The organism is Actinoplanes sp. NPDC000266 (assembly GCF_042899005.1).
Lineage (GTDB): Bacteria > Actinomycetota > Actinomycetes > Mycobacteriales > Micromonosporaceae > Actinoplanes.
Window position 1 is genome coordinate 110452 of the sequence record NZ_JBIAZI010000012.1, and the last position, 23323, is coordinate 133774.

The 23323-nt window shown below is 73.3% G+C and carries 18 protein-coding genes and 1 pseudogene; 14 read left to right on the plus strand and 5 right to left on the minus strand.

Annotation, left to right across the window (positions count from 1 at the left end):
- The first annotated feature begins 32 nt into the window (after positions 1 to 32).
- Positions 33 to 1178: a patatin-like phospholipase family protein gene (locus ACFY36_RS39835; protein WP_499751085.1), complete on the plus strand. Its 1146-nt coding sequence runs from the start codon at positions 33 to 35 to the stop codon at positions 1176 to 1178.
- 26 nt (positions 1179 to 1204) lie between these two features.
- Here the strand turns inward: ACFY36_RS39835 and ACFY36_RS39840 are convergent, their stop codons facing one another.
- Positions 1205 to 2569: a pyridoxal phosphate-dependent decarboxylase family protein gene (locus ACFY36_RS39840; protein WP_499751086.1), complete on the minus strand. Its 1365-nt coding sequence runs from the start codon at positions 2567 to 2569 to the stop codon at positions 1205 to 1207.
- A gap of 9 nt (positions 2570 to 2578) precedes the next feature.
- Complete coding sequence (locus ACFY36_RS39845; RefSeq protein ID WP_499751087.1) at positions 2579 to 4033, minus strand: MFS transporter; 1455 nt, start codon at positions 4031 to 4033, stop codon at positions 2579 to 2581.
- A 76-nt stretch (positions 4034 to 4109) separates the two neighbouring features.
- On the opposite strand from ACFY36_RS39845, the gene ACFY36_RS39850 reads away from it, so the two are divergent.
- From ACFY36_RS39850 to ACFY36_RS39865, 4 genes are read left to right on the plus strand one after another with little or no spacing between them, the layout of a single operon-like run.
- The gene (locus tag ACFY36_RS39850) at positions 4110 to 4718 is read left to right on the plus strand and encodes a TetR/AcrR family transcriptional regulator (RefSeq protein ID WP_499751088.1); all 609 of its coding nucleotides are present in this window, start codon (positions 4110 to 4112) and stop codon (positions 4716 to 4718) included.
- Between the two features lie 18 nt (positions 4719 to 4736).
- Positions 4737 to 7451 (plus strand): ATP-binding protein, encoded by a 2715-nt coding sequence (locus ACFY36_RS39855; RefSeq protein WP_499751335.1) that lies wholly within the window; start codon positions 4737 to 4739, stop codon positions 7449 to 7451.
- Positions 7452 to 7485: 34 nt separating this feature from the next.
- Positions 7486 to 8883: an AfsR/SARP family transcriptional regulator gene (locus tag ACFY36_RS39860; protein WP_499751089.1), complete on the plus strand. Its 1398-nt coding sequence runs from the start codon at positions 7486 to 7488 to the stop codon at positions 8881 to 8883.
- Positions 8880 to 9302 (plus strand): Uma2 family endonuclease, encoded by a 423-nt coding sequence (locus ACFY36_RS39865; RefSeq protein ID WP_499751090.1) that lies wholly within the window; start codon positions 8880 to 8882, stop codon positions 9300 to 9302. Before ACFY36_RS39860 ends, ACFY36_RS39865 begins: the two co-directional genes overlap by 4 nt.
- A 54-nt stretch (positions 9303 to 9356) precedes the next feature.
- Here ACFY36_RS39865 and ACFY36_RS39870 read toward each other — a convergent pair.
- A pseudogene (locus tag ACFY36_RS39870) lies at positions 9357 to 9521 on the minus strand (aldehyde reductase); the annotation flags it as partial.
- Positions 9522 to 9555: 34 nt separating this feature from the next.
- Positions 9556 to 10023 (minus strand): alpha/beta fold hydrolase, encoded by a 468-nt coding sequence (locus tag ACFY36_RS39875; RefSeq protein ID WP_499751091.1) that lies wholly within the window; start codon positions 10021 to 10023, stop codon positions 9556 to 9558.
- 153 nt (positions 10024 to 10176) lie between these two features.
- Between ACFY36_RS39875 and ACFY36_RS39880 the strand changes: the two genes are divergently transcribed.
- From ACFY36_RS39880 to ACFY36_RS39920, 9 genes are all read left to right on the plus strand, one after another.
- Positions 10177 to 10932 (plus strand): SDR family oxidoreductase, encoded by a 756-nt coding sequence (locus tag ACFY36_RS39880; RefSeq protein ID WP_499751092.1) that lies wholly within the window; start codon positions 10177 to 10179, stop codon positions 10930 to 10932.
- A 104-nt stretch (positions 10933 to 11036) separates the two neighbouring features.
- Positions 11037 to 13802 (plus strand): AfsR/SARP family transcriptional regulator, encoded by a 2766-nt coding sequence (locus ACFY36_RS39885; RefSeq protein WP_499751093.1) that lies wholly within the window; start codon positions 11037 to 11039, stop codon positions 13800 to 13802.
- Positions 13803 to 13846: 44 nt separating this feature from the next.
- Complete coding sequence (locus ACFY36_RS39890) at positions 13847 to 14860, plus strand: NAD(P)-binding domain-containing protein (protein ID WP_499751094.1); 1014 nt, start codon at positions 13847 to 13849, stop codon at positions 14858 to 14860.
- Between the two features lie 34 nt (positions 14861 to 14894).
- Positions 14895 to 15872, plus strand: coding sequence for a DUF4331 family protein (locus ACFY36_RS39895; RefSeq protein WP_499751095.1), 978 nt, complete (start codon positions 14895 to 14897; stop codon positions 15870 to 15872).
- Between the two features lie 20 nt (positions 15873 to 15892).
- Complete coding sequence (locus ACFY36_RS39900) at positions 15893 to 16486, plus strand: sigma-70 family RNA polymerase sigma factor (protein WP_499751096.1); 594 nt, start codon at positions 15893 to 15895, stop codon at positions 16484 to 16486.
- Between the two features lie 76 nt (positions 16487 to 16562).
- Complete coding sequence (locus ACFY36_RS39905; protein WP_499751097.1) at positions 16563 to 17507, plus strand: alpha/beta hydrolase; 945 nt, start codon at positions 16563 to 16565, stop codon at positions 17505 to 17507.
- Positions 17508 to 17516: 9 nt separating this feature from the next.
- Positions 17517 to 18227: an alpha/beta fold hydrolase gene (locus tag ACFY36_RS39910; protein ID WP_499751098.1), complete on the plus strand. Its 711-nt coding sequence runs from the start codon at positions 17517 to 17519 to the stop codon at positions 18225 to 18227.
- 64 nt (positions 18228 to 18291) lie between these two features.
- The gene (locus tag ACFY36_RS39915; protein ID WP_499751099.1) at positions 18292 to 19173 is read left to right on the plus strand and encodes an alpha/beta fold hydrolase; all 882 of its coding nucleotides are present in this window, start codon (positions 18292 to 18294) and stop codon (positions 19171 to 19173) included.
- A 3-nt stretch (positions 19174 to 19176) separates the two neighbouring features.
- Positions 19177 to 19671, plus strand: a complete 495-nt coding sequence (locus ACFY36_RS39920) for a sigma-70 family RNA polymerase sigma factor (RefSeq protein ID WP_499751100.1) — start codon at positions 19177 to 19179, stop codon at positions 19669 to 19671.
- A gap of 62 nt (positions 19672 to 19733) precedes the next feature.
- Here the strand turns inward: ACFY36_RS39920 and ACFY36_RS39925 are convergent, their stop codons facing one another.
- The gene (locus ACFY36_RS39925; RefSeq protein WP_499751101.1) at positions 19734 to 23282 is read right to left on the minus strand and encodes a S8 family serine peptidase; all 3549 of its coding nucleotides are present in this window, start codon (positions 23280 to 23282) and stop codon (positions 19734 to 19736) included.
- Positions 23283 to 23323: the final 41 nt, after the last annotated feature.

A 23323-nucleotide genomic window follows, 5' to 3' on the forward strand; every position in this document is an offset into this window, starting at 1 on the left:
GGGCGTCCGAGGGGTGCCGTTAGCATCGGGGAATGTCCGGGGGACGGCGGGTCGCGCTGGCGCTGGGGTCCGGAGGGGCCCGGGGCTTCGCGCACATCGGGGTCGTGCAGGTGCTCGAGGAGCGCGGCTTCGAGGTGTGCTCGGTGGCCGGGTCGTCGATGGGCGCGCTGGTCGGCGGGGTGATGGCGGCCGGGCGGCTCAACGAGTTCACGGACTGGGCGGTCAAGCTCAAGCAGCGGGACATCCTGCGCCTCATCGACCCGAAGTGGGCGCTGCCGGGCGCGATGGCGGCCGACCGGCTGATCAACCACCTGAACGACTTCCTGGGCGACGCCGAGATCGAGAAGCTGCCGATCCCGTACACGGCGGTGGCGACCGACATCAACGCGCGCCGCGAGGTGTGGTTCCAGCGGGGACTGCTGCGGTCGGCCATCCGGGCCTCGATCGCCATCCCCGGCCTGATCACCCCGGTCGTCATCAACGGCCGCCTGCTCGCCGACGGCGGCCTGCTCAACCCGGTGCCGATCGAGCCGACGGCGGCGTCCGGGGCCGACCTGACCGTGGCGGTCTCCCTGCAGGCGCCGCGACCTCAGGGCGAGCCGGCGTCCCCGGTGCGGGCGGCGGCGGCCCCACACTGGTACGAGGACTGGCGCGACCGCCTCCGCCAGGTCTTCCACACCCGCAACGGCGCCGCCGCTCCCGGCACCGGCAGTAGTGCCGGCCCCGGCCCCGGCGACACCTTGGCCGCTTCCGCTTTGGGCGACATTTCGGAAATGTCGGAAGCGCTGGCCCTGACCGAGGTCCCGCGCGCCTCGAGCCCGGGTCAGTCCGGCGAGGGCGGGTCCAGCGCAGGCGGACCGAACGCGGGCGGATCGAGCGCAGGTGGGCCGAACGCAGGCGGACCGAGCGCGGGCGGCGGCGGGATGGTGCCCTCCGGGGCGCACGCCGCCCATCCGGTGCCGCTGCCGGGCGGGCTGCGCATCGCGGATGTGCTGGCCTCCTCGCTCGACGCCATGCAGGACATGATCGCGCGCTATCGGATGGCCGGGCTCCCGCCCGACGTGCACATCGCCGTGCCGGTCAACGCCTGCCGCGTCATGGACTTCCACCGCGCCGGCGACATGGTCGTGCTCGGGCGCCAGCTGGCCACGAAAGCCCTGGACGACGCCGGCCTCTGAGCCCCGATCCGGGGCCCGCCACCGCCTCAGGCCGCCGCGAGCATCGCCTCGACCGTGCGGTCCACGTCGTCCTCGTCGGTCGACCAGTTCGACACCGAGATGCGGATCGCGGCCGCCCCGTTCCAGGTCGTGCCGCTCATCCAGGCCGTGCCCTCCTCCTGGAGGCGGCGCAGAGCCTGCTGGGTCGTGTGATCGTCGCCGAGGCGTACCAGAACCTGGTTGAGAACGACCTCGTTCAACACCTGCGCGCCCCCGGCCGTCAGCCGCTCGGCGAAGCGCCGGGCCAGCGCACACGAGCGGTCGACCAGCGCGGCTATGCCCTCGCGGCCCAGCTGGCGCATCGCCGCGTACACCGCGAAACCCCGCGCCCGCCGCGAATGCTCCGGGTTGTAGTCCAGGGCGTCACGTTCGCCCGACGCGGCGTGCTGGAGATAGCTGGCCCGCACTCCCATGGCCGCCCGGTGCGCCTCCGGATGGGCACAGATCACCAGACCCGAGTCGTACGGCACGTTGAGCCACTTGTGCGCGTCGGTCGCCCACGAGTCGGCCCGTTCGATCCCGGCCACCAGGGGACGGAGGGACGGGCTGGCCGCCGCCCACAACCCGAACGCCCCGTCCACGTGCAGCCACGCGTCGCCCACCAGATCGGCGATCTCGGCCAGCGGGTCGACCGCTCCCGTGTTCACGTTGCCCGCCTGGGCGCAGACGATCGCCGGCCCCGCACCGGACCTGAGCGCTTGCGCCAGCGACGACGGCACGAGACGCCCCTGATCGTCCATCGCCACCGTGACCAGAGAGTTCGTACCCATGCCGAGGTGTCTCAGGGCCCGGTCGATCGTGCCGTGCCGCCCCTCCCCCACAATCACCCGGACCCTTGGCGCTCCCCACAGCCCGTCCGCGTCGACGTCCCACCCCTCGCGGCGCAGCACTTCCCGGACCGCGATGGCCAGGGCCGTGAAGTTGGCCATCTGCCCACCGGTGACGTATCCGACCGAGGCCCGCGACGGCAGCCCGAACAGCTCGACCAGCCACCCCGCCGCCGTCTCCTCGACCACGCTCGCGGCCGGCCCCAGCACGTACAGACCGGCGTTCTGGTCCCACGTCGAGGTGAGCCAGTCCGCCGCCAGCGCGGCCGGCGTGGCCCCGCCGATCACGAAGCCGAAGAACCGCCCGCTCGACGACGCCATCACGCCCGGCGCGGCCGCCGCGACCAGGTCGGCCACCACCTTCTCCGGTGGCAGCGACCCGGCCGGCAACGGCCCGCCGAGCGCTGCTCGCATCTGCTCCAGCGAGGCCGTCGGGCGCACCGGCCGGTCCGGCAGCCCGCCCAGATATGCCGTCGCGTGGTCGAAGGCCACACCCAGCGGCCCTTTCCAGTCGGGACGATCCATCCCGCCAGGCTAGGCGCGCGCCGCCTCGAGATCGGCCGTCGCGCGGATGTCCGACACCTCGGGCGGCTCCGGCGAGGAGCGGTCGATGAACAGCAGGACCAGGGCGCCGCCGATGAGGAAGACGATGGCGCCCAGCGCGTAGCTGATCCGGAACGCGCTCTCGGTCGGCAGGGCGGCCGTGCCCACGGTCTTCGTCTGCCCGGCCAGGATGGTGATGACCAGGGCGCTGCCGATGGTGCCGCCGACCGTGCGCATGATGCTGTTCACCGAGTTGGCGATGCCCGTCTCGGCCGGCTGCACGTGGCTGACCAGCAGGGCCGGCATCGACGCGTAGGCCATGGCGATGGCGCAGCTGGCGACGACGAACGCCGCGATGGTCTCGACCTTGTTGTCGTGCAGGAAGGCCAGCGAGGTCAGGCCGACCGCGCCGATGCCGCAGGCCAGGGCCAGCACGATCCGCGGGCCGACCTTGCCCACGAGCATGCCGGCGATCGGGCCGACCACGACGCTGGCCGCCGCGCCCGGCAGCAGATAGATGACGCTGGTCTCGAGGACGGTCGCGCTGAAACCGAAGCCGGTGTACGCGCTCGGGCTCTGCACGAAGTAGCTGGTCGCGAGCTGGAGCGCGAACATCGCGAAGCCGACCGCCATGGCGGCCAGGTTGGTCACCAGGATCGGGCGGTGGCGCAGCATCTCGACCGAGACGAGCGGTGCGGCCGTACGGCGTTGCAGGAAGTAGAAGCCCACGAGAATGATCACGGCCGCCGCGAACAGGATGATGACCCGGGCCGAGCCCCAGCCCCAGGTGTGCCCCTGCGAGATCGGCAGCAGGAGGCTGACCAGCCCGGCCGAGAGGACCGCGGCGCCGAGGTAGTCGACGCGGCCACCCGCGCCGGCCCGCTTGGGCAGGGTCAGCGCGAGGGCCAGGGTGACGGCGCTCATCACCACGGTGAGCCAGAAGATCCGGCGGTAGTCGGCGTCGCCCTGGGTGAGCAGTCCGGCCGCGACCAGCGCGACACCGCCGCCGACGCCGAGCGTGGAGGCGACGATGGCCATGCTGTGGGTGAGCTTGGCCGGCGGCAGCTCGTGGCGCAGCAGGCTGATGCCGAGCGGGAACAGGGCGAAGCTGCTGCCCTGCAGGACCCGGGCCACGATCAGCCAGGTGATGTCGTGCGCCGTGGCCGCGAGGAGGCTGCCGGCCAGGGTGACGGCGAGGGTGGCGACGAAGACCGGCTTGACGCCGAGGACGTGCCCGAGCCGGCCCAGCAGCGGGGTGAAGGAGGAGGCGGCGAGCAGCGTCGCCGTGGACACCCACCCGACCGTGGTGGCGTCCGCGCCGAGCTGCGCGGCGATCTGCGGCAGCACCGGCACCGGGATGGACTGGATCAGCGCCAGCAGGAAGCTGGCGGCCGCGGCGGCGAGCAGGAGCAGCCGCGGGCGGGCAACGCGTTCGGGTGTGGTCACGTTCGACTATGCTATCGACACTGTGTCGATTTTTGTCGGCACGGCGTTGATGATCACATAGGGAATGATCGGAAATATGAGTCAGGTAACGCGCCGCCGGACCGGCCCGTCGAAAGGCGATCTCCGCGAGGCGGCGATCCTCGAGGCCGCGCGGGCCCTGTTCTCCGAGCGGCCGTACGAGTCGGTGACCATCGACGACCTCGCGAGCGGCGCCGGCATCTCCCGGACGAGCTTCTACTTCTACTTCCCGACCAAGACGGCCGTGCTGACCGCGCTGATGACGAACGTGGGGCAGGACCTGGCCGCCGGGCATGTCTGGTTCGATGCCGACGGGCCCGCCCGCGACCTGCTGCGCACCCAGTTGGAGACGTCGGCCACACTCTGGCGGGCCAACGCCGGCATCCTCTCCTGCGCCGCGACCGCGATGGCCACGTCGGAGGAGCTGCGCGACTTCGTCGGCCGGGTCCGGCGGCGCTACGACGAGCGCGCGGCCGAGAAGATCCGCCGTGACCAGGCCTCCGGCACCGCCACCACGACCATCCCGGCCCACCGGCTGGCCGAGATGATCTCGGCGATCCGCGACGCCCGATACGAGCAGCTCGCCGGCGCCACCGACGCCGAGCTGCGCGAAGCCGTCGACGATCTCACCGAGGCGATTCACCGGCTGATCTACGGACGGGCATAAAATACCGGCGTGACGAGCATGATCGGGAGAGAGGCCGAGCTGCGCCTCACCCGGGGACTGCTCGCCGACGCCATCGCGGGCAACGGCACTGCCCTGCTGATCCACGGCCCGGCCGGGGTCGGCAAGACGGCCCTGCTGCGGGCCGCGGCCGACGAGGCCGCCGAGCAGGGCTTCACCGTCCTGCGGACGGCCGGCGTCGAGACCGAGCGCTGGTTCCCGTTCGCCGCGCTCAACATGCTGCTCCAGCCCGTGATCCGCGACATCGACCGGCTGCCGGCCGCGCACCGGACGGTGCTGCGCTCCGCGTTCGGCGCCGACGACACCGAGCCCGACGTCTACCGGGTCGGGCTGGCCGTGCTGGAGCTGCTGGCCGACGCCGCCACCCGCCATCCGGTGCTGGTGGCCGCCGACGACATCCAGTGGATCGACCCGTCCACCCGGGACGCGATGCTCTTCGTGGCCCGGCGCGCCCACGGGCACGCCCTGCTCGTGCTCGGCGCCAGCCGGCCCGACGGCAGCGGGCGGATCGGCGCCGGCTACACCCCCGAGCTGCACCTGGCCCCGCTCGACGACGCCGCCTCGGCCGAGCTGCTCGACACCCTCGCGCCCGCCCTGCCGTCGCAGCTGCGGTCCCGGATCCTCGATCGGGCCGCCGGCAACCCGCTGGCCCTGATCGAGCTGCCCAAGGCCGCCCTCGACGCGCCGGCCGGCGCCGACGACCTGCCGCTGACGCAGCGCCTCGAGACGGCGTTCGCCGCCCGCACCGACTCGATCAGCCCGTCCAGCCGCGCGCTGCTGCTCGTGCTGGCGGCCGAGCCGAACGCTCCTCTGGACCGGTTGCTGGAGGCGGCGGCCCAGGTCACCGGGTCGATCGTCACCGTCGACGCACTCCAGGAGGCGGCCGACGCCGGCCTGATCACGATCACCGCCCACGGCCCCGAGTTCCGCCATCCGCTGATGCGCTCGGCCGTCTACAACCGGGCCCGGGTCACCCATCGGCTGGCCGGCCACCGCGCGCTGGCCGCCGTCCTGGCCGACCAGACCGACCGCCGGCTCTTCCACCAGGCGGCGGCCACGATCGGCCCCGACGAGGAGCTGGCCGGCCGGCTCGAACAGTTCGCCGACGCCTCCCAGGCGCGCGGCAAGGTCGCCGCGGCAGTCCCGGCACTGCAACAGGCGGCTTCGCTCGTACGGGATCCGCGCCGTCGCACGGGCATTCTGGTCCGCGCCGCTGAGCTGTCCGGGCAGCTCAGCCACCGGGGCCGGACCCGCGCTCTGCTGGCCGGGGCCGATCCGGCCCTGATGGGACCGGTCGAGCGGGCCCGCCTGCTCCTGGTGTCCGACAACGCCGCCTTCGAGCCGGACGAGCCCCAGCGGCGCATCCACGACATGCTGGGCGCGGCGTCCGAGGCGGCCGCGGCCGGGGCCCGCGACGTCGCCGACAACCTGCTGTGGCGGGCCGCCTCACGATGCTTCTTCCAGGACGGCGACGCCACCACCCGGGCCGAGCTGGCCGCCGTGGCCGACCGCTGGGACGCCGGGCCGGACGATCCGCTGATCCTGGCCGTCCGCGCCTACGCCGAGCCGTACCGCTACGGCGCGGACGTGCTGGAACGGCTGAACCTGCTCGACCTGGACCGGCACGACGGCCGCGCCGTGCACTACCTGGGCAGCGGCGCCATGGGCTTCGGCGACTTCACCCACAGCAGCCGGCTGTTGGCCCGGGCGGCCACGAACTGGCGGGCGCAGGGCCGGCTCGGGCTGCTCGCGCGCTCGCTGGCCGGCGCCTGGCCCCGCTATTACCTGGGGCAGCTCGACCAGGCCCGCACCGACGCGGCCGAGGGAGTGGCGCTGGCCAAGGAGACCGGCGAGGCGATCGTGCTGCTCGGCGTGCAGTCGGTGGCGGGGCTGGTCGCGGTCACCCGCGGCGAGCCGGCCGAGGCCGAGGACATGGTGCGCGCGCTGCGGGCCGACCCCCTGCTGATGGGCATGCCGTTCGCGTCGTCGATCACGCTGCAGGTCGAGGGGTTGCTCGCTCTGCTCGGCGGGCGCGTCGAGGAGGCGTACGACCTCCTGGCCCGGCTCTTCGATCGTCACGACCCGCACTTCCACTCGGTGAGCCGCTGGCTGGTGGCGCCCGACCTGGCCGACGCGGCGCTGGCCGCGGGCACGGTGGAGCAGGCCCGGGAACTGCTGGCGGAGCTGCCCGAGCTGGCCCGCCGCCTGCCGACGGAGATGATGACGACGGCGTACGCCTACACGAGCGCTGTGCTCGCACCGGACGACGAGGCCTTGGAGCGCTACGCCGCCTCGTTCGCCATGCTGCCGTCCGGAGTGCAGCTGGTCCGGGCCCGGCTGCACCTCAACCACGGCCGCTGGCTGCGCCGGCAGCGCCGCCAGGTCGACGCCCGGGTGCCGTTGCGCACCGCCCGCGACGAGTTCGACCGCCTCGGCGCCCGCCCGTGGGCCGAGCTGGCCCGTGACCAGCTGCGCGCCACCGGTGAATCGAGCGGCCGCCGCCACGAGAATTTGAGCGACCAGCTGTCGGCGCAGGAGATGCAGATCGCCACGCTGGCCGCCGAGGGCCTGACCAACCGCGAGATCGGGCAGCGGCTGTTCATCTCGCACCGCACGGTCGGCGCCCACCTCTACCGCATCTATCCCCGTCTGGGAGTCAGTGGCCGCCGTCACCTCGCGGCGGCCCTGGGAGCCGCGGCGCAGTCATCGTACTGATGTTTTCGCCGTCACCGGCCGACAGGCTGGGGACATGATTCGGTTCGCGATCCTCGGCCCGGTCAGCCTCCGCGAAGGCGACCGGGAACTGCACGCGGGCGCCGGCCGTCAGCGCACGGTCCTGGCCCTGCTGCTGGCCCGCGCCGGCTCGGTGCTCGGCCAGAACGACCTGGTCGAGCTGGTCTGGGGCGAAGAGCCGCCGGCCAGCGCGGCGAACGTGCTGCACCGCTCGATCGGTCAGCTCCGCCGCCTCATGGAGCCCCACCTGCCGGTCCGCTCGGCCGGCTCGCTGCTGTCCCGGGTCGGCGACGGCTATCTGCTGCGGGCCGGCGCGGCCAGCCTCGACCTGCTCGCGTTCCGCGAACTGGTGGCGTCGGCGATCACGTCCGACGATCCGGTCGGCCACTATCTGCGGGCGCTGGCGTTGTGGCGCGGCCCGTGCGCGGAAGGACTCGGCCCCAGCCCGGTGTTCGACAGCGTCGACGCCGAACGCACCCAGGCGGCCCGCGACGCGGCCGACACCGCCCTGCGCGCCGGTCAGGCGGCGCGGGTGCTGCCCGCGCTGCGCGAGGTGGCCCGCGCCCAGCCCCTGGACGAGCCGTTGCAGAGCCGCCTGATGCTGGCCCTGGCCGCGGACGGACAGCGCGACCGGGCCCTCGGCATCTTCCACGCGGTCAGCGAACGCCTCGGCGACGAACTCGGCATCGACCCGGGCGCCGAGCTGCGCGCGGCCCGCGACAAACTGCGCCGCCGCCCGGCCGTCCGCCCGGCCCAGCTCCCGTCGGACCACCCGTTCCTGGTCCCGCGCCTGGCCGGCCCGGCCCTGGCCGAGATCGAGCGCCGGCGAGCCGACGGCCCGGCGGTCCTGGCCATCGACGGCGTGGAAGGGGTGGGAAAGTCCACCCTGGCCATCCACCTGGCCCACCGGCTGGCCGCGTCGTGCCCGGACGGCCAGCTCTACGCGGACCTGCGCGGGGTCGGGCCGGTTCCGGCGCTGCGAGGTTTCCTCACGGCGCTGGGCGAGCCCGCACGCGACCTGCCGGACGACCTGGAATCACTGACCGACCGCTGGCGGGCCGTGCTGACGGGCCGCCGCATCCTGCTCCTGCTCGACAATTGCGACCCGCTCGACCCACACCTGCTACCCGGCACGCCGGGCAGCGTCGTGATCACCACCAGCCGGGGCGGCGGCGCCTTCCCGGTCCCGTTGCCCACCCCGTCCGAGGCCACCGCCATGCTGCGCTCGCGCCTCGGCCCCGCCCGCGTGACCGCCGAGCCCGCCGCCACTGCCGAGATCGTCGAACGCTGCGGCCGTCTCCCGTTGTCCCTGGCCCGAGCCGCCGCCCAGGCCGCGGTCGAGCCCGATCTGCCCCTGTCGTTCATCGCCGCCAGCCTCGCGGCGGAGCACTTCGCCGGCGCCGCGGTAGGTTGAGCGCGCGGGAGGTCGCCTCCAAGCGCCACAACCGCCTGGCCCGGCTTCTGGCCAACGCCCTGGACGACGCCACCGGTCCGGACTGGAATGCCGGCACCGGCTTCGATGTACGGCTTCAGGACGAACCGCTGAACAAATGCCGCCCCGGCGTGACGGTCTATCGGGCCGAGACCATCGACGTCACCCCGACCCGGCCCGCACACGTGCTTCTGGTGGTCGAGGTGGTCTCCCCCGGGTCGGAGACGACCGACCGCATCGTCAAGGCCGACCAGTACGCGAGGGCCGGCATCCCGTTCTACTGGCGCGTCGAGCCGGCCGCCACCGGCGCTCCCCTGGTCCATACCCATGTTATCGACCCGGCGACGCGGCGCTACCGCGACGGTGAGGTGTTCGCCTTCGGGGTCTCGCTGTTGGGCTGAGGGTGGCCCGTATGCTGGCCGGCTGCCTCTGGAGCCGTGGCCGTAGCCGACGGCGGCGAACGACGACGTGAGCACCACCCGGCGTACACCCGAAGAGCTCGCCGCCCGCAGAACCCGCAGCGTGCCCTCCCGGGCCGGGATGATCAGGTCGTTCTCGTCCTCGGGCTGGACGGCCGGGAAGGGCGAGGCCACGTGCAGGACGTGCGAGGCGCCGGCCACCGCCTCGTCCCAGCCCTCGTCGGACCAGTTCTCGCTATGTGGCGTCGATTACCAGCTCGATGAACTCGGAGACCGCGCCGGTGAAGGCCACCGGCTGCGACAGGTGTGCCTGGCTGCCGCTGTCGGGCAGCACCAGCAGGGCCGATCCGCTGATCCGGCCGTGCAGCCGGGCCGCTCGCGACGGGCTGCAGATGGCGTCGTGGGCGCCGGTGACGATCAGCGTCGGCACGCTCAGGGCGGTCAGGTCCTCGTCGTCGGCGGCCGGTGAGTAGAGCACCAGCCCGGCCACCATGGCCGGGTTTTCGAGGGCGAACCGCAGGACGACCGGGCCGGCCGCCGCGTGGCCCAGCAGGATCACCGGGTGGCACCGCAGGCCGGACACCGCCTCGGGCAGCGGTCGCGAAGGCTCGACGTAGACGACCCGTACGTGCTGCTCGACCCCGCCCAGGCTCAGCTGCTCCCGGCCGGGATGCACGACGCACACAGGCTCGTGGTTTCTCATGTCCTGCTGCCCTTCGATCGGTCGGCCGGTGGGGGAACGGCCAACCGCCCACAACGACGAACGGGGGCGCCGGTTCACCGTCACTCTTTAGTCACCGATCCCGCACCCGTTCTCCCTAGCTTCGGTTCCGACGACAACGACGAAGGAGTGGACATGAAGATCGTGGTCATCGGTGGCACCGGGCTGATCGGCTCGAACGTGGTCAAGCGCCTGGCCAACCAGGGGCACGAGGCCGTCGCGGCCGCCCCCAACACCGGCGTCAACACCCTCACCGGCGAGGGTCTGGCCGCCGCGCTCGACGGCGCGCAAGTGGTCGTCGACGTCTCCAACTCGCCGAGCTTCGCCGACGACGCGGTGATGAGCTTCTTCAAGACCTCGACCGGCAACGTGCTCGACGCCGAGGCCGCGGCGGGCGTACGCCACCACGTCGCGCTCTCCATCGTCGGCGCCGAGAAGCTGCGCGACAGCGGCTACATGCGGGCCAAGGTCGTGCAGGAGGAGATGATCCGGGACGGCCACACGCCGTACACCATCGTGAAAGCCACCCAGTTCTACGAGTTCGTCAAGGCGATCGCGGAGACCGGCGCCGACGGCGACACGGTCCGGCTCACCCCGGCCAAGCTGCGGCCGATGGCCGCCGACGACGTGGCCGCCCTGGTCGCCGAGGTCGCGCTGGCCGAGCCGGTCAACGGCCTGGTCGAGGTGGCCGGCCCCGAGGCGATCCCGCTGGACGAGCTGGGCCGGCAGATCCTCGCGGTCGACGGCGACCCGCGTACGGTCGTGGCCGACCCGGACACCGCCTACTTCGGCGCGGTGCTCGACGACGACTCGCTCACCCCGGACGCCGGCTTCCGCACGGCCCCGACGCGGTTCGCCGACTGGCTGGCCGCCCGCGCCGCCGGCAAGTAGCCAGTCGCCGGATAGTCATCCGACTGATGTTTTCGCCCGCCGGTCGGACGAGAGTTGGGAGCGCTCCAAGGTTTCCGACGCGGCAGAGGGTTATAACGATGGTCATGGCACCGGTGCGATTCACCATCCTCGGCCCCGTCCGGGCGTGGCGGGGCGACACCGACCTCGACCTGGGCGGCCGGCAGCAGCGCCTCGTGCTCGCGCTGCTGCTGGCCCGGGCGGGTTCGGTGGTCGGTCTCGGCGAGCTGGTCGACGCCGTGTGGGAGCAGGACCCGCCGACCAGCGCGGTCAACGTCGTGCACCGCTACATCGGCACGCTGCGCCGGCTCATCGAGCCGGACCTGCCGGTGCGCGCGGTCGGCGACCACCTCGTGCGGCACGCCGCCGGATATCAGCTCAAGGTCGGCGAGGACATGCTCGACCTGCTGCGGTTCCGGCGGCTCGCCGGCCGGGCCCGCCAGGAGCCCGATCCGGGCCGGGCCGTGCCGATGTGGACCGAGGCCCTCGGGCTGTGGCACGGGCCGTGCGCGGCCGGTCTGGAGCGCGGCCATCCGACTTTCGTGGCCATCGACGGCGAGCGGTCGCAGGCCGCGCGCGACGCCGCCGACACCGCCCTGGCCCACGGGCAGGCCCGCGCGGTCATCCCGGCGCTGCGCCAGGCCGTCGGCTGGTCGCCGCTGGACGAGCCGCTGCAGGCCCGGCTGATCGCCGCGCTCACCGCCGACGGACGGCAGGCCGAGGCGGTCGAGGCCTATCAGGAGGTACGCCACCGGCTCGCCGACGAGCTCGGCATCGACCCCGGCCCGGAGCTCGCGGAGGCGTACGACCGGCTGCTGCACCAGAAGGGCGGGCCCGTCGCGGCGCCCAAGGAGCAGGGCCTCGTCCCCGCCCAGCTTCCCCCCGACCAGCCCTTCTTCACCGGGCGCGAATCGGTGCTGGCCCGGGCCACCGGCCTGATCGACGAGGGGCACCGGCAGGGGCGGGCGGCGGTGACGCTGGCCGTGGACGGGATGCCGGGCATCGGCAAGACCACCTTCGCGGTGCACCTCGGGCACCGGATCGCCGAGTCCTATCCGGACGGTCAGCTCTTCGCCGACCTGCGGGGCTTCGCCGCCCAGGGCACCGCCATGACGCCGGACGAGGCGCTGCGCGGCTTCCTGGGCTCGCTCGGGGTGCCGCAGGAGACGCTGCCGGCCGAGCTGCACGCGCTGGCCGGGCTCTACCGCAGCATCCTGGCCGGCCGCCGGGTGCTGGTGGTCCTCGACAACGCCCGCGACTTCGAGCAGGTGCGGCACCTGCTGCCCTCGGCGCCGGGCAGCCTGGCCGTCGTCACCAGCCGGGTGCGGATCACCGGCCTGATCACCACCGGCGGCGCCCATCCGGTGCCGCTGGACCTGCCGTCGCCCCACGAGGTGCGCGAGGGCCTGGTCAACCGTCTCGGCGCCCGGCGGGTCGAGGCCGAGCCGGAGGCGGTCGACGAGATCATCGCGCGCACCGGCCGGCTGCCGCTGGCGGCCTCGGTGGTGGTGGCCCGGGCGGCCGCCCTGCCCGACACCCCGCTGGCCGACATCGCCGAGGAGCTGGCCGAGGCCGGCGCCGGGCTGGACGCGTTCGGCGCCGACGAGGACACCGACCTGAGCGCGGTCTTCTCGTGGTCGTACCGGGCGCTGAGCCCGGGCGCGGCCCGGATGTTCCGGCTGCTGTCGCTGCACCCGGGCCCCGACGTGACGGTCACCGCCGCGGCCTCGCTGGCCGCGGTCGAGCACCGGGCGGCCCGGATGCTGCTGGGCGAGCTGGCCACCCACCTGCTGACCCAGTCCCGGGCCGGCCGCCACCACATGCACGATCTGCTCCGGCAGTACGCGGCCGACCTGAGCGCCCGCCACGACGGGCCCGGGGACCGCCGGGAGGCGCTGGGCCGGATCCACGACTTCTACCGGTCGGGCGCCTACGAGGCGCAGGAGCTGCTCGCCCGCGCGCTGCCACCGCCGCGGCCGCCGGCGCCCCGGGCCGGGGTGACCGTGCCCGCCTTCGCCGGGCCCGAGGACGCGATGGCCTGGTTCGACGCGGAGCGGCGGGTGCTGGACGCGATCGTCGAGTACGGGCCACCCGGCGTGGCCTGGCACGTGGCCCTGACCCTGCAGACCCACCTGCACTTCACCGGCCGCCTGCCGGCCTGGGAGACGACCATGCGCCGCGGCCTGGCCGCCGCGGTGGCCGACGGCGACCTGGCCGGGCAGGCGCACCTGCACCGCAGCCTGGCCGGGGCGCTGTTCAACGCCGAACGGGACGACGAGGCGCCGGAGCACCTGACCCGCGCCGCGGCGCTGTTCGAGCGGCTCGGCGACCGGCCGGGCCTGGCCATGGTCGAGCTGAACTGGGCCTACGTGCGGGCCGAGCACGACGAGCACCAGGAGGCCGTGCGGCACAGCGAGCGCGCCCTGGAGATCTTCCGGTCGACCGGCAACCGGGTCAACGAGGCCCGGGCGCTGCGCACGCTGGCCGGCAGCCGGGCCCGGCTCGGGCACACCCGCGACGCCCAGGACCTGCTGCGCGAGACGCTGTCGCTGTCGTGGGACATCGGCGACGAGCTCGGCGCCGGGCACAGCTGGGACCTGCTGGCCAACCTCTACCGCGAGATGGGCCGCCCCGAGGAGGCGATGGCCCGCTGGGAGGAGGCGGCCGGCGCCTACAAGCGGGCGGGCAGCCCGGCCGCCCTGGCCGAAGTGCAGCTGGCCATGGGCGACGCCTGCCGGGAGGCGGGCGACCCGCGAGCGGCCCGGCAGCACTGGCGCGAGGCGCTGGACGCCCTCGCCGAGCCGGTCGGCCCGGTCGCGGCCCAGTTGCGCGACCGCCTGGGTGAGCGCTGACACAGATCTCGAACGGAGATCCGCGCCGGTCGTTGGGTGCGGGCATGACGACGATCGGTGTGGTGACCCACGGCGAGCGGGGCGCGGCCTTCGTGCGCAATCTGACCGGGCACGGCTATCGCGTCGCGGTCGCCGATCGGCACGGCGCGGCCGGGATGGCGAAATCGCTGAGCGCGCCGCGCGTGCTGATCCTGCTGGACGGCTCGGAACTGGACGACCTGCTGGCCGAACTGCTGCCCGTGCTCGAGCCGGGTGACGTGGTGGCCGACGGCTGCGCGTCGCGGTTCTCCGACACGGGACGGCGGGCGGCCTGGCTGCGCGGCTCCGGCGTGCTGTTCGCCGGATGCGGGATCGCCGGCCGGCCACGCACCATCGAACACGGGCCCTCCTATGTGATCGGCGGTGATCGGGGCGCCTACCAACGGCTTCTCCCCCTGCTGAACGCCACCGCGGCGCGATTTCAGAACGTCCCGTGCGTGGCCTACGCCGGCGCGGGCAGCGCGGGTCACTTCGCGGGCCAGGTGTACGAGGAACTGGCCGCGGCCGAGGCCTCACTGGCCGCCGAGGCGTACGCCCTGGTCGGAGACCGCAGGATCCTGGCCGCCTGGCAGGCCGACGAGATGATCACCGAGGCCGCCGTGCCCAAGGATCAGCCACCGCCGATCGGCGCCCTCACGGTCACCGTTCCCGAGATCCGCGCGGCGTGGAACGCGGCCCGCGCGGTCGCGTACGCGCGGGCCTTCGAACGGCTGCGGGCGGCCGGCGCGGCCTACGGCTGGGGAATGGACCTGGCCGCGGTCGCCGGGGCCTGGCGCGGCGGCACGGCGCTGGCCGGGCGCTTGCTGACGTACGCCCGGGAGGCGCTGACCGCGGCGCCGGACGAGGGACTGCTCGACGACCCGTACTTCACGCTCGCGCTGCGCGACTGGTGCCCGCGGTGGCGGCGGGTCGTCTGCGCGGCGACCAGGGCCGGTGTCCCGGCGCCGGCCCTCGCGACGGCGGCCGAGCCGCCTGTCACCGCATCGTCAGTCGATGCGCACCCCCGGCTCCTACGGTGACCGCGACACCGCAGGAGCAACGGAGGGAAACCCCATGTCACACCACCTGGACTCGCCCCAGGCCCGCCAGGATCCGCGCCTGAACATCACCGACCAGTACGTCTTCGACGACCTGGACGCGACCGTCTTCGTGATGAACGTACGGACCTCGCTGGCCGGTGACGCCGTCGCCGACGGGTTCCACGAGGAGGGCCGCTACGAGTTCCGGATCCACCTGGACGATTCGCCGGCCGAGAACCTGGTCTTCGGCTTCACCTTCACCGAGGGCGCGGTGCGGATCACCCGCGACGGCGCCGAGATCGCGTCGGGCCCGGCCGGCCAGCCGGTCGACGGCCCGGACGGCCTGCGGGCCTGGACCGGCCGCGCGCTCGATCCGTTCTATCTGGACCTGTCACAGCTGGCCGCGGTCGACCGGCTGGTCATCCACGGCGAGGACGCCGAGATCACCGGCTATCTGCCGGGCAAGGCCACCAACACGTTCGAGGGCTCCTCGGTATGGAGCATCGTGCTGCGGGTGCCGCACCGCGACGGGCAGCTCTTTCCGGACCGCATGATCCGGGTGTGGAGTGCCTCGCTGCTCGCCACCGACGCCGGCGGCTGGCACCAGACCGGCCGGGCCGGCCTGCCGATGATCTGGCCGATCTTCCGCGACGCCGGCGGCGACGAGGCGAGCGCGGCCAACGGCACCCACCCGGGCGAGGACTGGGCCCGCTACGGCGGTCAGGTGCGCGGCCTGGTCGCGGCGGCCGTGCGGCGCCTGGGCACATCGGCCCGGCCCGAGGCGTACGCCCTGGCCGTCGCCCAGCGGATCCTGCCCGACACCCTGCCCTATCAGGTCGGCACGGCCGCGATCTTCGGCTTCACCGACTTCAACGGGCGGCACCTGAGTGACAACGCCCCCGAGGTGATGTTCTCGCTGGCCACCAACTCGGCCGTGAGCACCGGGCTGACCGCGGTCCGCACCAGCGGCGAGTTCCCGTACGTCACTGCATCGGCACTCGACCAACACTGAGAATTCCTAGCGTTCCTGCCATGCGAGGAACCATGACGATCGACGACGGCCTGCACGACTTTCTCGGCGTACGTGATCGGCTGCTCCGCATCGCCCGGGGCATCGCGGGCCCGGACGGCGAGGACGTCGTGCAGGACGCGTGGCTGCGCTGGAACGGCACGGACCGCTCGGTGGTCCGCGACGCCCCCGCGTTCCTGAGCCGCACCACGACCCGCCTGTCCCTGACCCGGACCACTACCGCGTACGCCCGGCACCAGAGCCCGGTCGGGCTCTGGCCGGCCGATCAGGCCCGCCCCGGCGACGACCCGGCGGCCATGGTGGTGGAGGCCGACGAACTGCGGGGCGCGATGGCGCTGCTGCTGTCGCGCCTCGGCCCCCGCGAACGCGTCGCCTTCCTGCTGCGGGAGGCGTTCGCGCTCCCCTACCGCCAGATCGCCGGCCTGCTCGGCGTCACCGAGGCCCACGCGCGCCAGCTGACCCGCCGGGCCCGGACCCGGCTCGCGACCTCCAATGACAGCCGGGTGTCGTCGGCGGAGCAACGCGACCTGCTCACCGCCTTCACCGAGGTGTCCCGGACGGGCGACCCGGCGCCGCTGGTGAGCCTGGCCGCGTAGGCCGTCACCGCGACGTCACTGGTTCTCCACTGCGACTTCCTAGCTTCATCCCATGCCCGAGGAACGGAGAACAGAAGTGTCCGACATCGTTCTGGAGCCGGCCGCACAGGCGTTCGGCGAGGCGGCCGCCCAGCCGCCGTTCGTCTATCAGGTCACGCCGGTCGAGGCCCGCAAGATTCTCGACGGTGTTCAGGCCGGCCTGACCGACCTGCCCGAGGTCGACGACAAGTGGATCACCGTGCCGGCTGACGCCGGCGACGTGCGGGTCCGCATCGTCAAGCCGGTCGGCGCGACCGGCCCGCTGCCGGCCGTGCTCTACATCCACGGCGGCGGCTGGGTTCTCGGCAACAACGGCACCCACGACCGGCTGGTCCGCCAGCTCACCATCGGCACCGGCTTCGCGTTCGTCTTCGTCGAGTACACTCCGTCCCCGGACGCCCACTACCCGGTGGCCATCGAGCAGGCGTACGCCACCGCGCAGTGGATCGTCAAAGAGGGCGCCGCCGAGGGCCTGGACGCGTCGCGCCTGGCCGTGGCCGGCGACTCGGTCGGCGGCAACATGACCGCCGCCGTCAGCCTGCTCGCCAAGCAGCGCGGCGACGTCGCCTTCAAGCACGTCTCGATGTACTACCCGGTGACCGACGCCCGGATGGACACCGAGAGCTACAAGCAGTTCGCCAACGGACCGCACCTGACCGCCGCGGCCATGGCGTGGTTCTGGGACCAGTACGCGCCGGACAAGTCGGTGCGCTCGGAGATCACCGCCTCGCCGAACCAGGCGTCGCTGGAGGACCTCAAGGGCCTGCCGCCGACCTTCCTGCTCGTCGACGAGGCGGACGTGCTGCGCGACGAGGGCGAGGCGTACGCGGCCAAGCTGCGCGCGGCCGGCGTGCCGATCACGACCGTCCGCTACGACGGCACCATCCACGACTTCATGATGCTCAACCCGCTCAAGGACACCCGCGCCTCGCGGGCCGCCACCGCCCAGGCGATCGCGGCCATCAAATTCGGTCTCGCATAAGGAGAAACGATGAAGCCCACCGTAGTTCTCGTCCACGGCGCGTTCGCCGACTCCACCGCCTGGAACCCGGTCATCTCCGAGCTGGCCAAGCAGGGCCTCGACGCCATCGCCGTGGCCAATCCGCTGCGCAGCCTCGCCGGTGACGCCCAGTACGTCCGCGACGTCGTCAACGGCGTCGGCGGCCCGGTCGTCCTGGTCGGCCACTCGTACGGCGGCCTGGTCATCACCGAGGCGGCGACCGGCCTCGACCCGGTGCGGGCGCTGGTCTACGTGGCCGCGTTCGTGCCCGACCACGGCGAGTCCGCGTTCTCGCTGTCCGGCAAGTTCCCCGGCGGCACGCTGGGCGAGGCGCTGGTGACCTTTCCGCTGTCCGACGGCAACACCGAGCTGAAGATCGACCCGGCCAAGTTCCCCGAGCAGTTCGGCGCCGACCTCGAACTGGAGGACGCCATCCTGCTCGGCCGCACCCAGCGCTCGGTGACCCAGAAGGCGCTCACCGACGAGCTCTCCACCGACAAGCCGGCCTGGAAGACCCTGCCGACGTGGGAGGTCTTCGGCGACAGCGACCGCAACATCCCGGTCGAGGTCTACCGCTGGCAGGCGCAGCGGTCCTCGCCGCAGGGCGTCCGCGAGGTGGCCGGCGCGTCGCACGCCATCGCGACCTCCCGGCCCGACGAGGTCACCGCGGCGATCCTCGAAGCGGTCGCCTTCACCAGCTGAGCCGCGGCTGCCCGCCGGCAACGGCGCCGGCGGGCGCCGCTCTTTTCCAAGCGAGGAGACTCCCATGCCTGGGTTCGACGGGTACGACCTGGAGCAGATCACGGTCGGCGACCAGACGCTCCGGGTCCGCAGGGGTGGTTCCGGGCCGCCGCTGCTGTTGCTGCACGGATATCCGGAGACCCATCTCTGCTGGTCGGCCGTGGCCGGGGAACTCGCCCGCGACTTCACCGTGGTGGCGCCGGATCTGCGCGGCTATGGCGGCAGCTCCAAGCCGGCGCCGGACGCGCGGCACCACGCCTACAGCAAGCGGGCCATGGCGGCCGACGTCCTGGGGTTGATGGCCAAGCTCGGCTACGACCGGTTCGACGTGGCCGGGCACGACCGGGGCGGGCGGGTCGGTTACCGGCTCGCTCTGGACAGTCCCTCGGCCGTACGGCGCCTCACCGTCCTCGATGTGGTGCCGACCGGCGAGGTGTGGGCGCGCGCGGACGACCGCTTCGCCCTGGTCTACTGGCACTGGGCGATGCTGGCGCAGCCGTACCCGGTCCCGGAGATCCTGATCGTCCACGACCCGGACTGGTTCTTCTTCGACGTCCAGTTCGGCGGATCGCTGCGACGGATCGATGAGCGGAAGCTGGCCGAGTACTCGCATTTCGTCAACGACCCCGATGTCGTCCGGGCCATCTGCGAGGACTACCGGGCGGGCGCGACCACCGACCGCGCCGCCGACGACGAGGACCAGGCGAACGGGCGCCGGATCGCCTGCCCGGTGCAGGTGCTGTGGAGCGCGGCCGGTCCGGTCGGCACGTGGTACGACCCGATGGAGGTCTGGCGCGGCTGGGCGGATGACGTGGTGGGCGAAGGCCTGGCCGGTGGCCATTTCCTGCCCGAGGAGAACCCGGCCGCGGTTCAGGAGAAGCTGCGCCGATTCCACACGGCCGGGTGAGTCGTGGACGCCACCGCACGCATGACGGCCCTGCACGCCGCGCACTCGCGCGACGTCTACTACTTCATCCTCCACCTCACGCGGGGCGCGCGGCAGACGTCCGAGGACCTCACGCAGGAGACGATGGTGCGGGCCTGGCGGCACGTGAACGGGCTGCCGCCCAACTCGGAGGAGGAGCGCCGCTGGCTGTTCACGGTGGCGCGCCGGCTGGTCATCGACTCGGTGCGCTCGCGGCGCTACCGGCCGGTCGAGGTGGGCGTGGCCGACCTGACCTGGGTGGCCACCGGCACCGACGAGACCGGTGACACGGCGCTCGCGTCCAAGGCCGTGCGCTCGGCGTTCGCCCAGCTCAGCGAGGCCCACCGGAGGTTGCTGAGCGACGTCTACCTGCGCGGCGAGCCGCTCGAGCGGATCGCCGACCGGCTCGGCGTGCCGATCGGGACGGTCAAGTCGCGCACCCACTACGCCCGCAAGGCCCTGCGGGAGGCGCTGGCCTGAGCTTTCACCCCGCGGGCCCGGATCTCGTGCGCTGGCACGGGCGTGATCCGGGCCCGCCCCTTCTACGAGAGCCCGAAGGCCCGGATGACGGTCTGGGTGACCGCGGAGCGCGTCGCCTTGTCCTCGGCGGTCGCCCGCACGCTGACATACTTGGCCGACCGCGGGGCGTCGAGCTTGCCGCGCAGCGTCCGCCAGGTGCGGCCGTCGTCGTACGACACCTCGACCTTGACCGCCGCCCGCAGCGCGGTGCCGTCGAGGCGGCTTGCGGTCACGCCGAGCCTGGCCCGCCGGGAGGCCCGGCCGGACAGGTCGGTCGCCACCGTGTAGTCGAGCTGCACGAGGTCGAGCGGCTCGACGGTGACGTCCTGGCTCAGATCGACGGCGGGCGCGACGAACGTCCAGTCGGTCGTCGTCTTCGTGCTGTACGGCGTGACCGTGCCGGCGTGCGCCGTCTCGGTGACCAGCCGCAGCGGGGTGGCCTCGGCGCCGACGCCGACGTCGAAGAAGGCCCCGTCGACCCGGGCCAGCTCGGTGCCGCCCTGATAGAGGGCCGTGGTCTGGGTCAGCCCTTCCTCCAGGCTGCCCTGGTGGTGCGGATCGCCGTCGCCGAACGGCGCCAGCCCGAAGAAGGCGACCACCTCGCCGATGCGGGCCGGGCCGCCCCGCTCGAACAGACGGGGCCGGGCGATCGGGGCGAACCAGCTCGTGTGGCTGGTCCGGCCGGCCGGATAGGAGTGCCCGTCCGAGACCTGGATGATCGGGGCGACGCCGGCCTGCTCCATCCACGAGCCGGCCGAGACCCAGTCGGTGCGCCGGCCCTGGGCGGGGACGGTCAGCGCCGGGCCGAACAGATAGGCGTCGAGGTCGGCGTTCAGGTCGCCGCGGGCCATCAGGCCGGTGCCGGCGGTACGGCTGCGGAAGTCCTGCTCGACCCGGGCCAGGTCACGCTTCTGGGGCTGCCAGGTCAGACTGGACGGCACGGTGCCGGAGAACCATTTGCTCAGGTCGTAGACGTAGTGGGGCGCGGGGTGCGCCTCCACGGTCACGTCACCCCGGCCGAGCCGGGCGATCAGCTGCTCGCCCTCGTCGCGGGCGATGGCGGCGACGGGCAGCGGGGTGAGCGGGTCGCCCACCTCCCACCAGGCGTCCAGCCGGCCCGTGCCGGAGTTGACGATGACCAGCAGGGTGGCGCCGGCCTTGGCCGCCGCCGCGGCCTGGGTGATCGCCGTGTCGACGTCGACGAAGCGTACGACCGCGACCTTGCCCTTGGCCGCCGCGAAGGAACCGCCCGGCTTGACCAGCACGGCCTGGCCCCGTTTGACGCCGTCGGCCAGTTTGGGCGAGCCGGACTGCCACAGCAGATCGTCGAAGACCTGACCGCCCACGGTCAGCGCCAGCGGAGGCTGGACGGCGCTCCAGCGGGTGCCGAAGGTGAACGTGCCCTGGGTGACCTTCTTGCCGGTCGGGGTGGCCCAGACGCTGTCGTACCTGGGGCCCACCACGTAGTCGTCGCCGAACGGGTGCTTGCCCGGGTACGAGCGGAACACGTCGGCCCGCAGCTGGGCCATGCTGGTGCGTTCCGGAGTGGTCACCTTGGCCGGTACCAGCTTGGTGCCGTCGAGCGTGACCTCACGGTCGGCGGCGAGGACGACCTCGGGCGCGGCCAGCACGGCCATGCCCAGCGAGTGCGGGCCGCGGAGGCCCGGCACGTCGGCGTACTGCCACAGCGCCCAGGTGCTGACCGGCAGGCGCAGGGTCAGCGAGCCGGTGGCGCCCACCTCGTAGGCGCGCGGTGCGGTGTCGTGCTTGATGTCCTTGACAATGAGCACGCCGGGCAGCGGCTTGCCGTCGGGACCCTTGGTGTTGACGGTCAGGTCGGCGCGCTCGCCCTCGCGGTTGAGGCCCACAGTCGTACGCAGGCTCTGGCCCTCGCTCGTCGCCGTGACCGAGCCGATGGCGTACGTGTCGTCGGGCATCGGGTCGAGCGGAGCGACCACTTCGGCCGTCGCGGTGCCGTGGGCGGGGACGGTGACCTGCGGCCGCGGCAGGGTGAAGGCCTCGTTGGCCGACGCCAGGTCGAGGGTGACGGCCTCGTCGCCGATGTTGGTGTAGGTGATGGTCCGGGTGTCCCGCTGGCCGGGCGAGTACGGGAACTTCAGCTCGTGGAACGTCGTGCCGGTGGCGAACAGCGTGCCCTTCACCGCCGCGGCGGCGTCGAGGCGGCCGGTGCCGCCGAACTCGACCGGTGACCACGGCGTCGCCTTGGACGTGCTCATCAGCGCGTCCTTGAGCCGGGTGCCGGTCCAGTCCGGGTGCTGGGCGGCGAGCAGCGCGGCCGCGCCGGCCACGTGCGGCGTGGCCATCGAGGTGCCGCTCATCGTCTGGTAGGAGCCCTCGCCCTCCGGGGCGTACTGCGAGCGGGCGGCCAGGATGTCCACGCCCGGCGCGGTGATGTCCGGCTTCGGGGCGTTGTCCTCGACGCGCGGGCCCCGGCTGGAGAAGACGGCGAGCCGGTCGCGGCTGTCGGACGCGCCCACGGTGAGCGCGGCGTCGGCCGCGCCGGGGGCGCTGACCGTCTGCGCGTCCGGGCCGCTGTTGCCGGCCGCGATGACGAACAGGGCGCCGGTCTCCGCGCTGAGCTGGTCGACCGCGACGCTCAGCGGGTCGCTGCCGTCGCTCGGGCCGCCGCCCAGGCTCATGCTGATGACCTTGGCCTTGGCGGTGCGGGCGGCCCATTCCATGCCGCCGATGATCCAGGAGTCCTGTCCCTCGCCGGCGTCGTCGAGCACCTTGCCGATGTGCAGCTCGGCGCCGGGGGCGACGCCGCGCTCCTTGCCGTCGGAGGCGGCGCCGGTGCCGGCGATCGTGGAGGCCACGTGGGTGCCGTGCCCGTGCCGGTCGGTGACCTCCTGGCCGGGCACGAAGCTGGCCGTCCCGGCGATCCGCCCGGCCAGGTCGGGGTGCCCGGTGTCGACGCCGGTGTCGAGGACGGCGACGTCGACGCCCTGCCCGGTGTCGCCGCCGGCCCAGACCTCGGGGGCGCCGATCTTCGCGACGCTGTCGGCCAGGTCGGCGTGGGCCTTGCCGTCCAGCCAGACGCGCGAGATGCCGCCCTTCATCGAGGTTCCCTTGCGGGCGGTCAGTGAGCCGAAGAAGCCGGCGGCAGCGTCGTGGTCGACGGTCAGCGCGGCGCCGCCGATGCTGCCGAGGGTCCGCACCGGTGTCACTCCGGCCGGCTGCTTGCCGGCCGGAGCGGTCCCACCGGCGTACTGGACGATGACGGGCGTCGCGCCGGTGTGCGCGTCGTCGTAGCCGTCGGCGATCAGCTGGGTGACGTTGAACAGGTCCTCGTCGAGCAGGCCCGAGGTCACGTACGGCATCGCGGCGTCGGGATAGGCGTACGTGTCGCCCTTGAAGGTGCTGAAGCGGACGCCACCCGAGGCGCGGGCGACGCCGACGGCAGTGCCGGTAACGGTGATCCGGTCGCCGGTGATGAGGGTGACGGTTCTCGCTTGACCTTCAGGCGCGGCGGCGGGCGCCGGCGCGGGTTGACCGGCCGGCACCGTCGCCAGGGCGGCGGTCGTGACGACCGCCAGGACTGAGTGGAACAAGGCGCAACTCCTGTGGATCGAGGGGTTGCGGTGAAGCATGT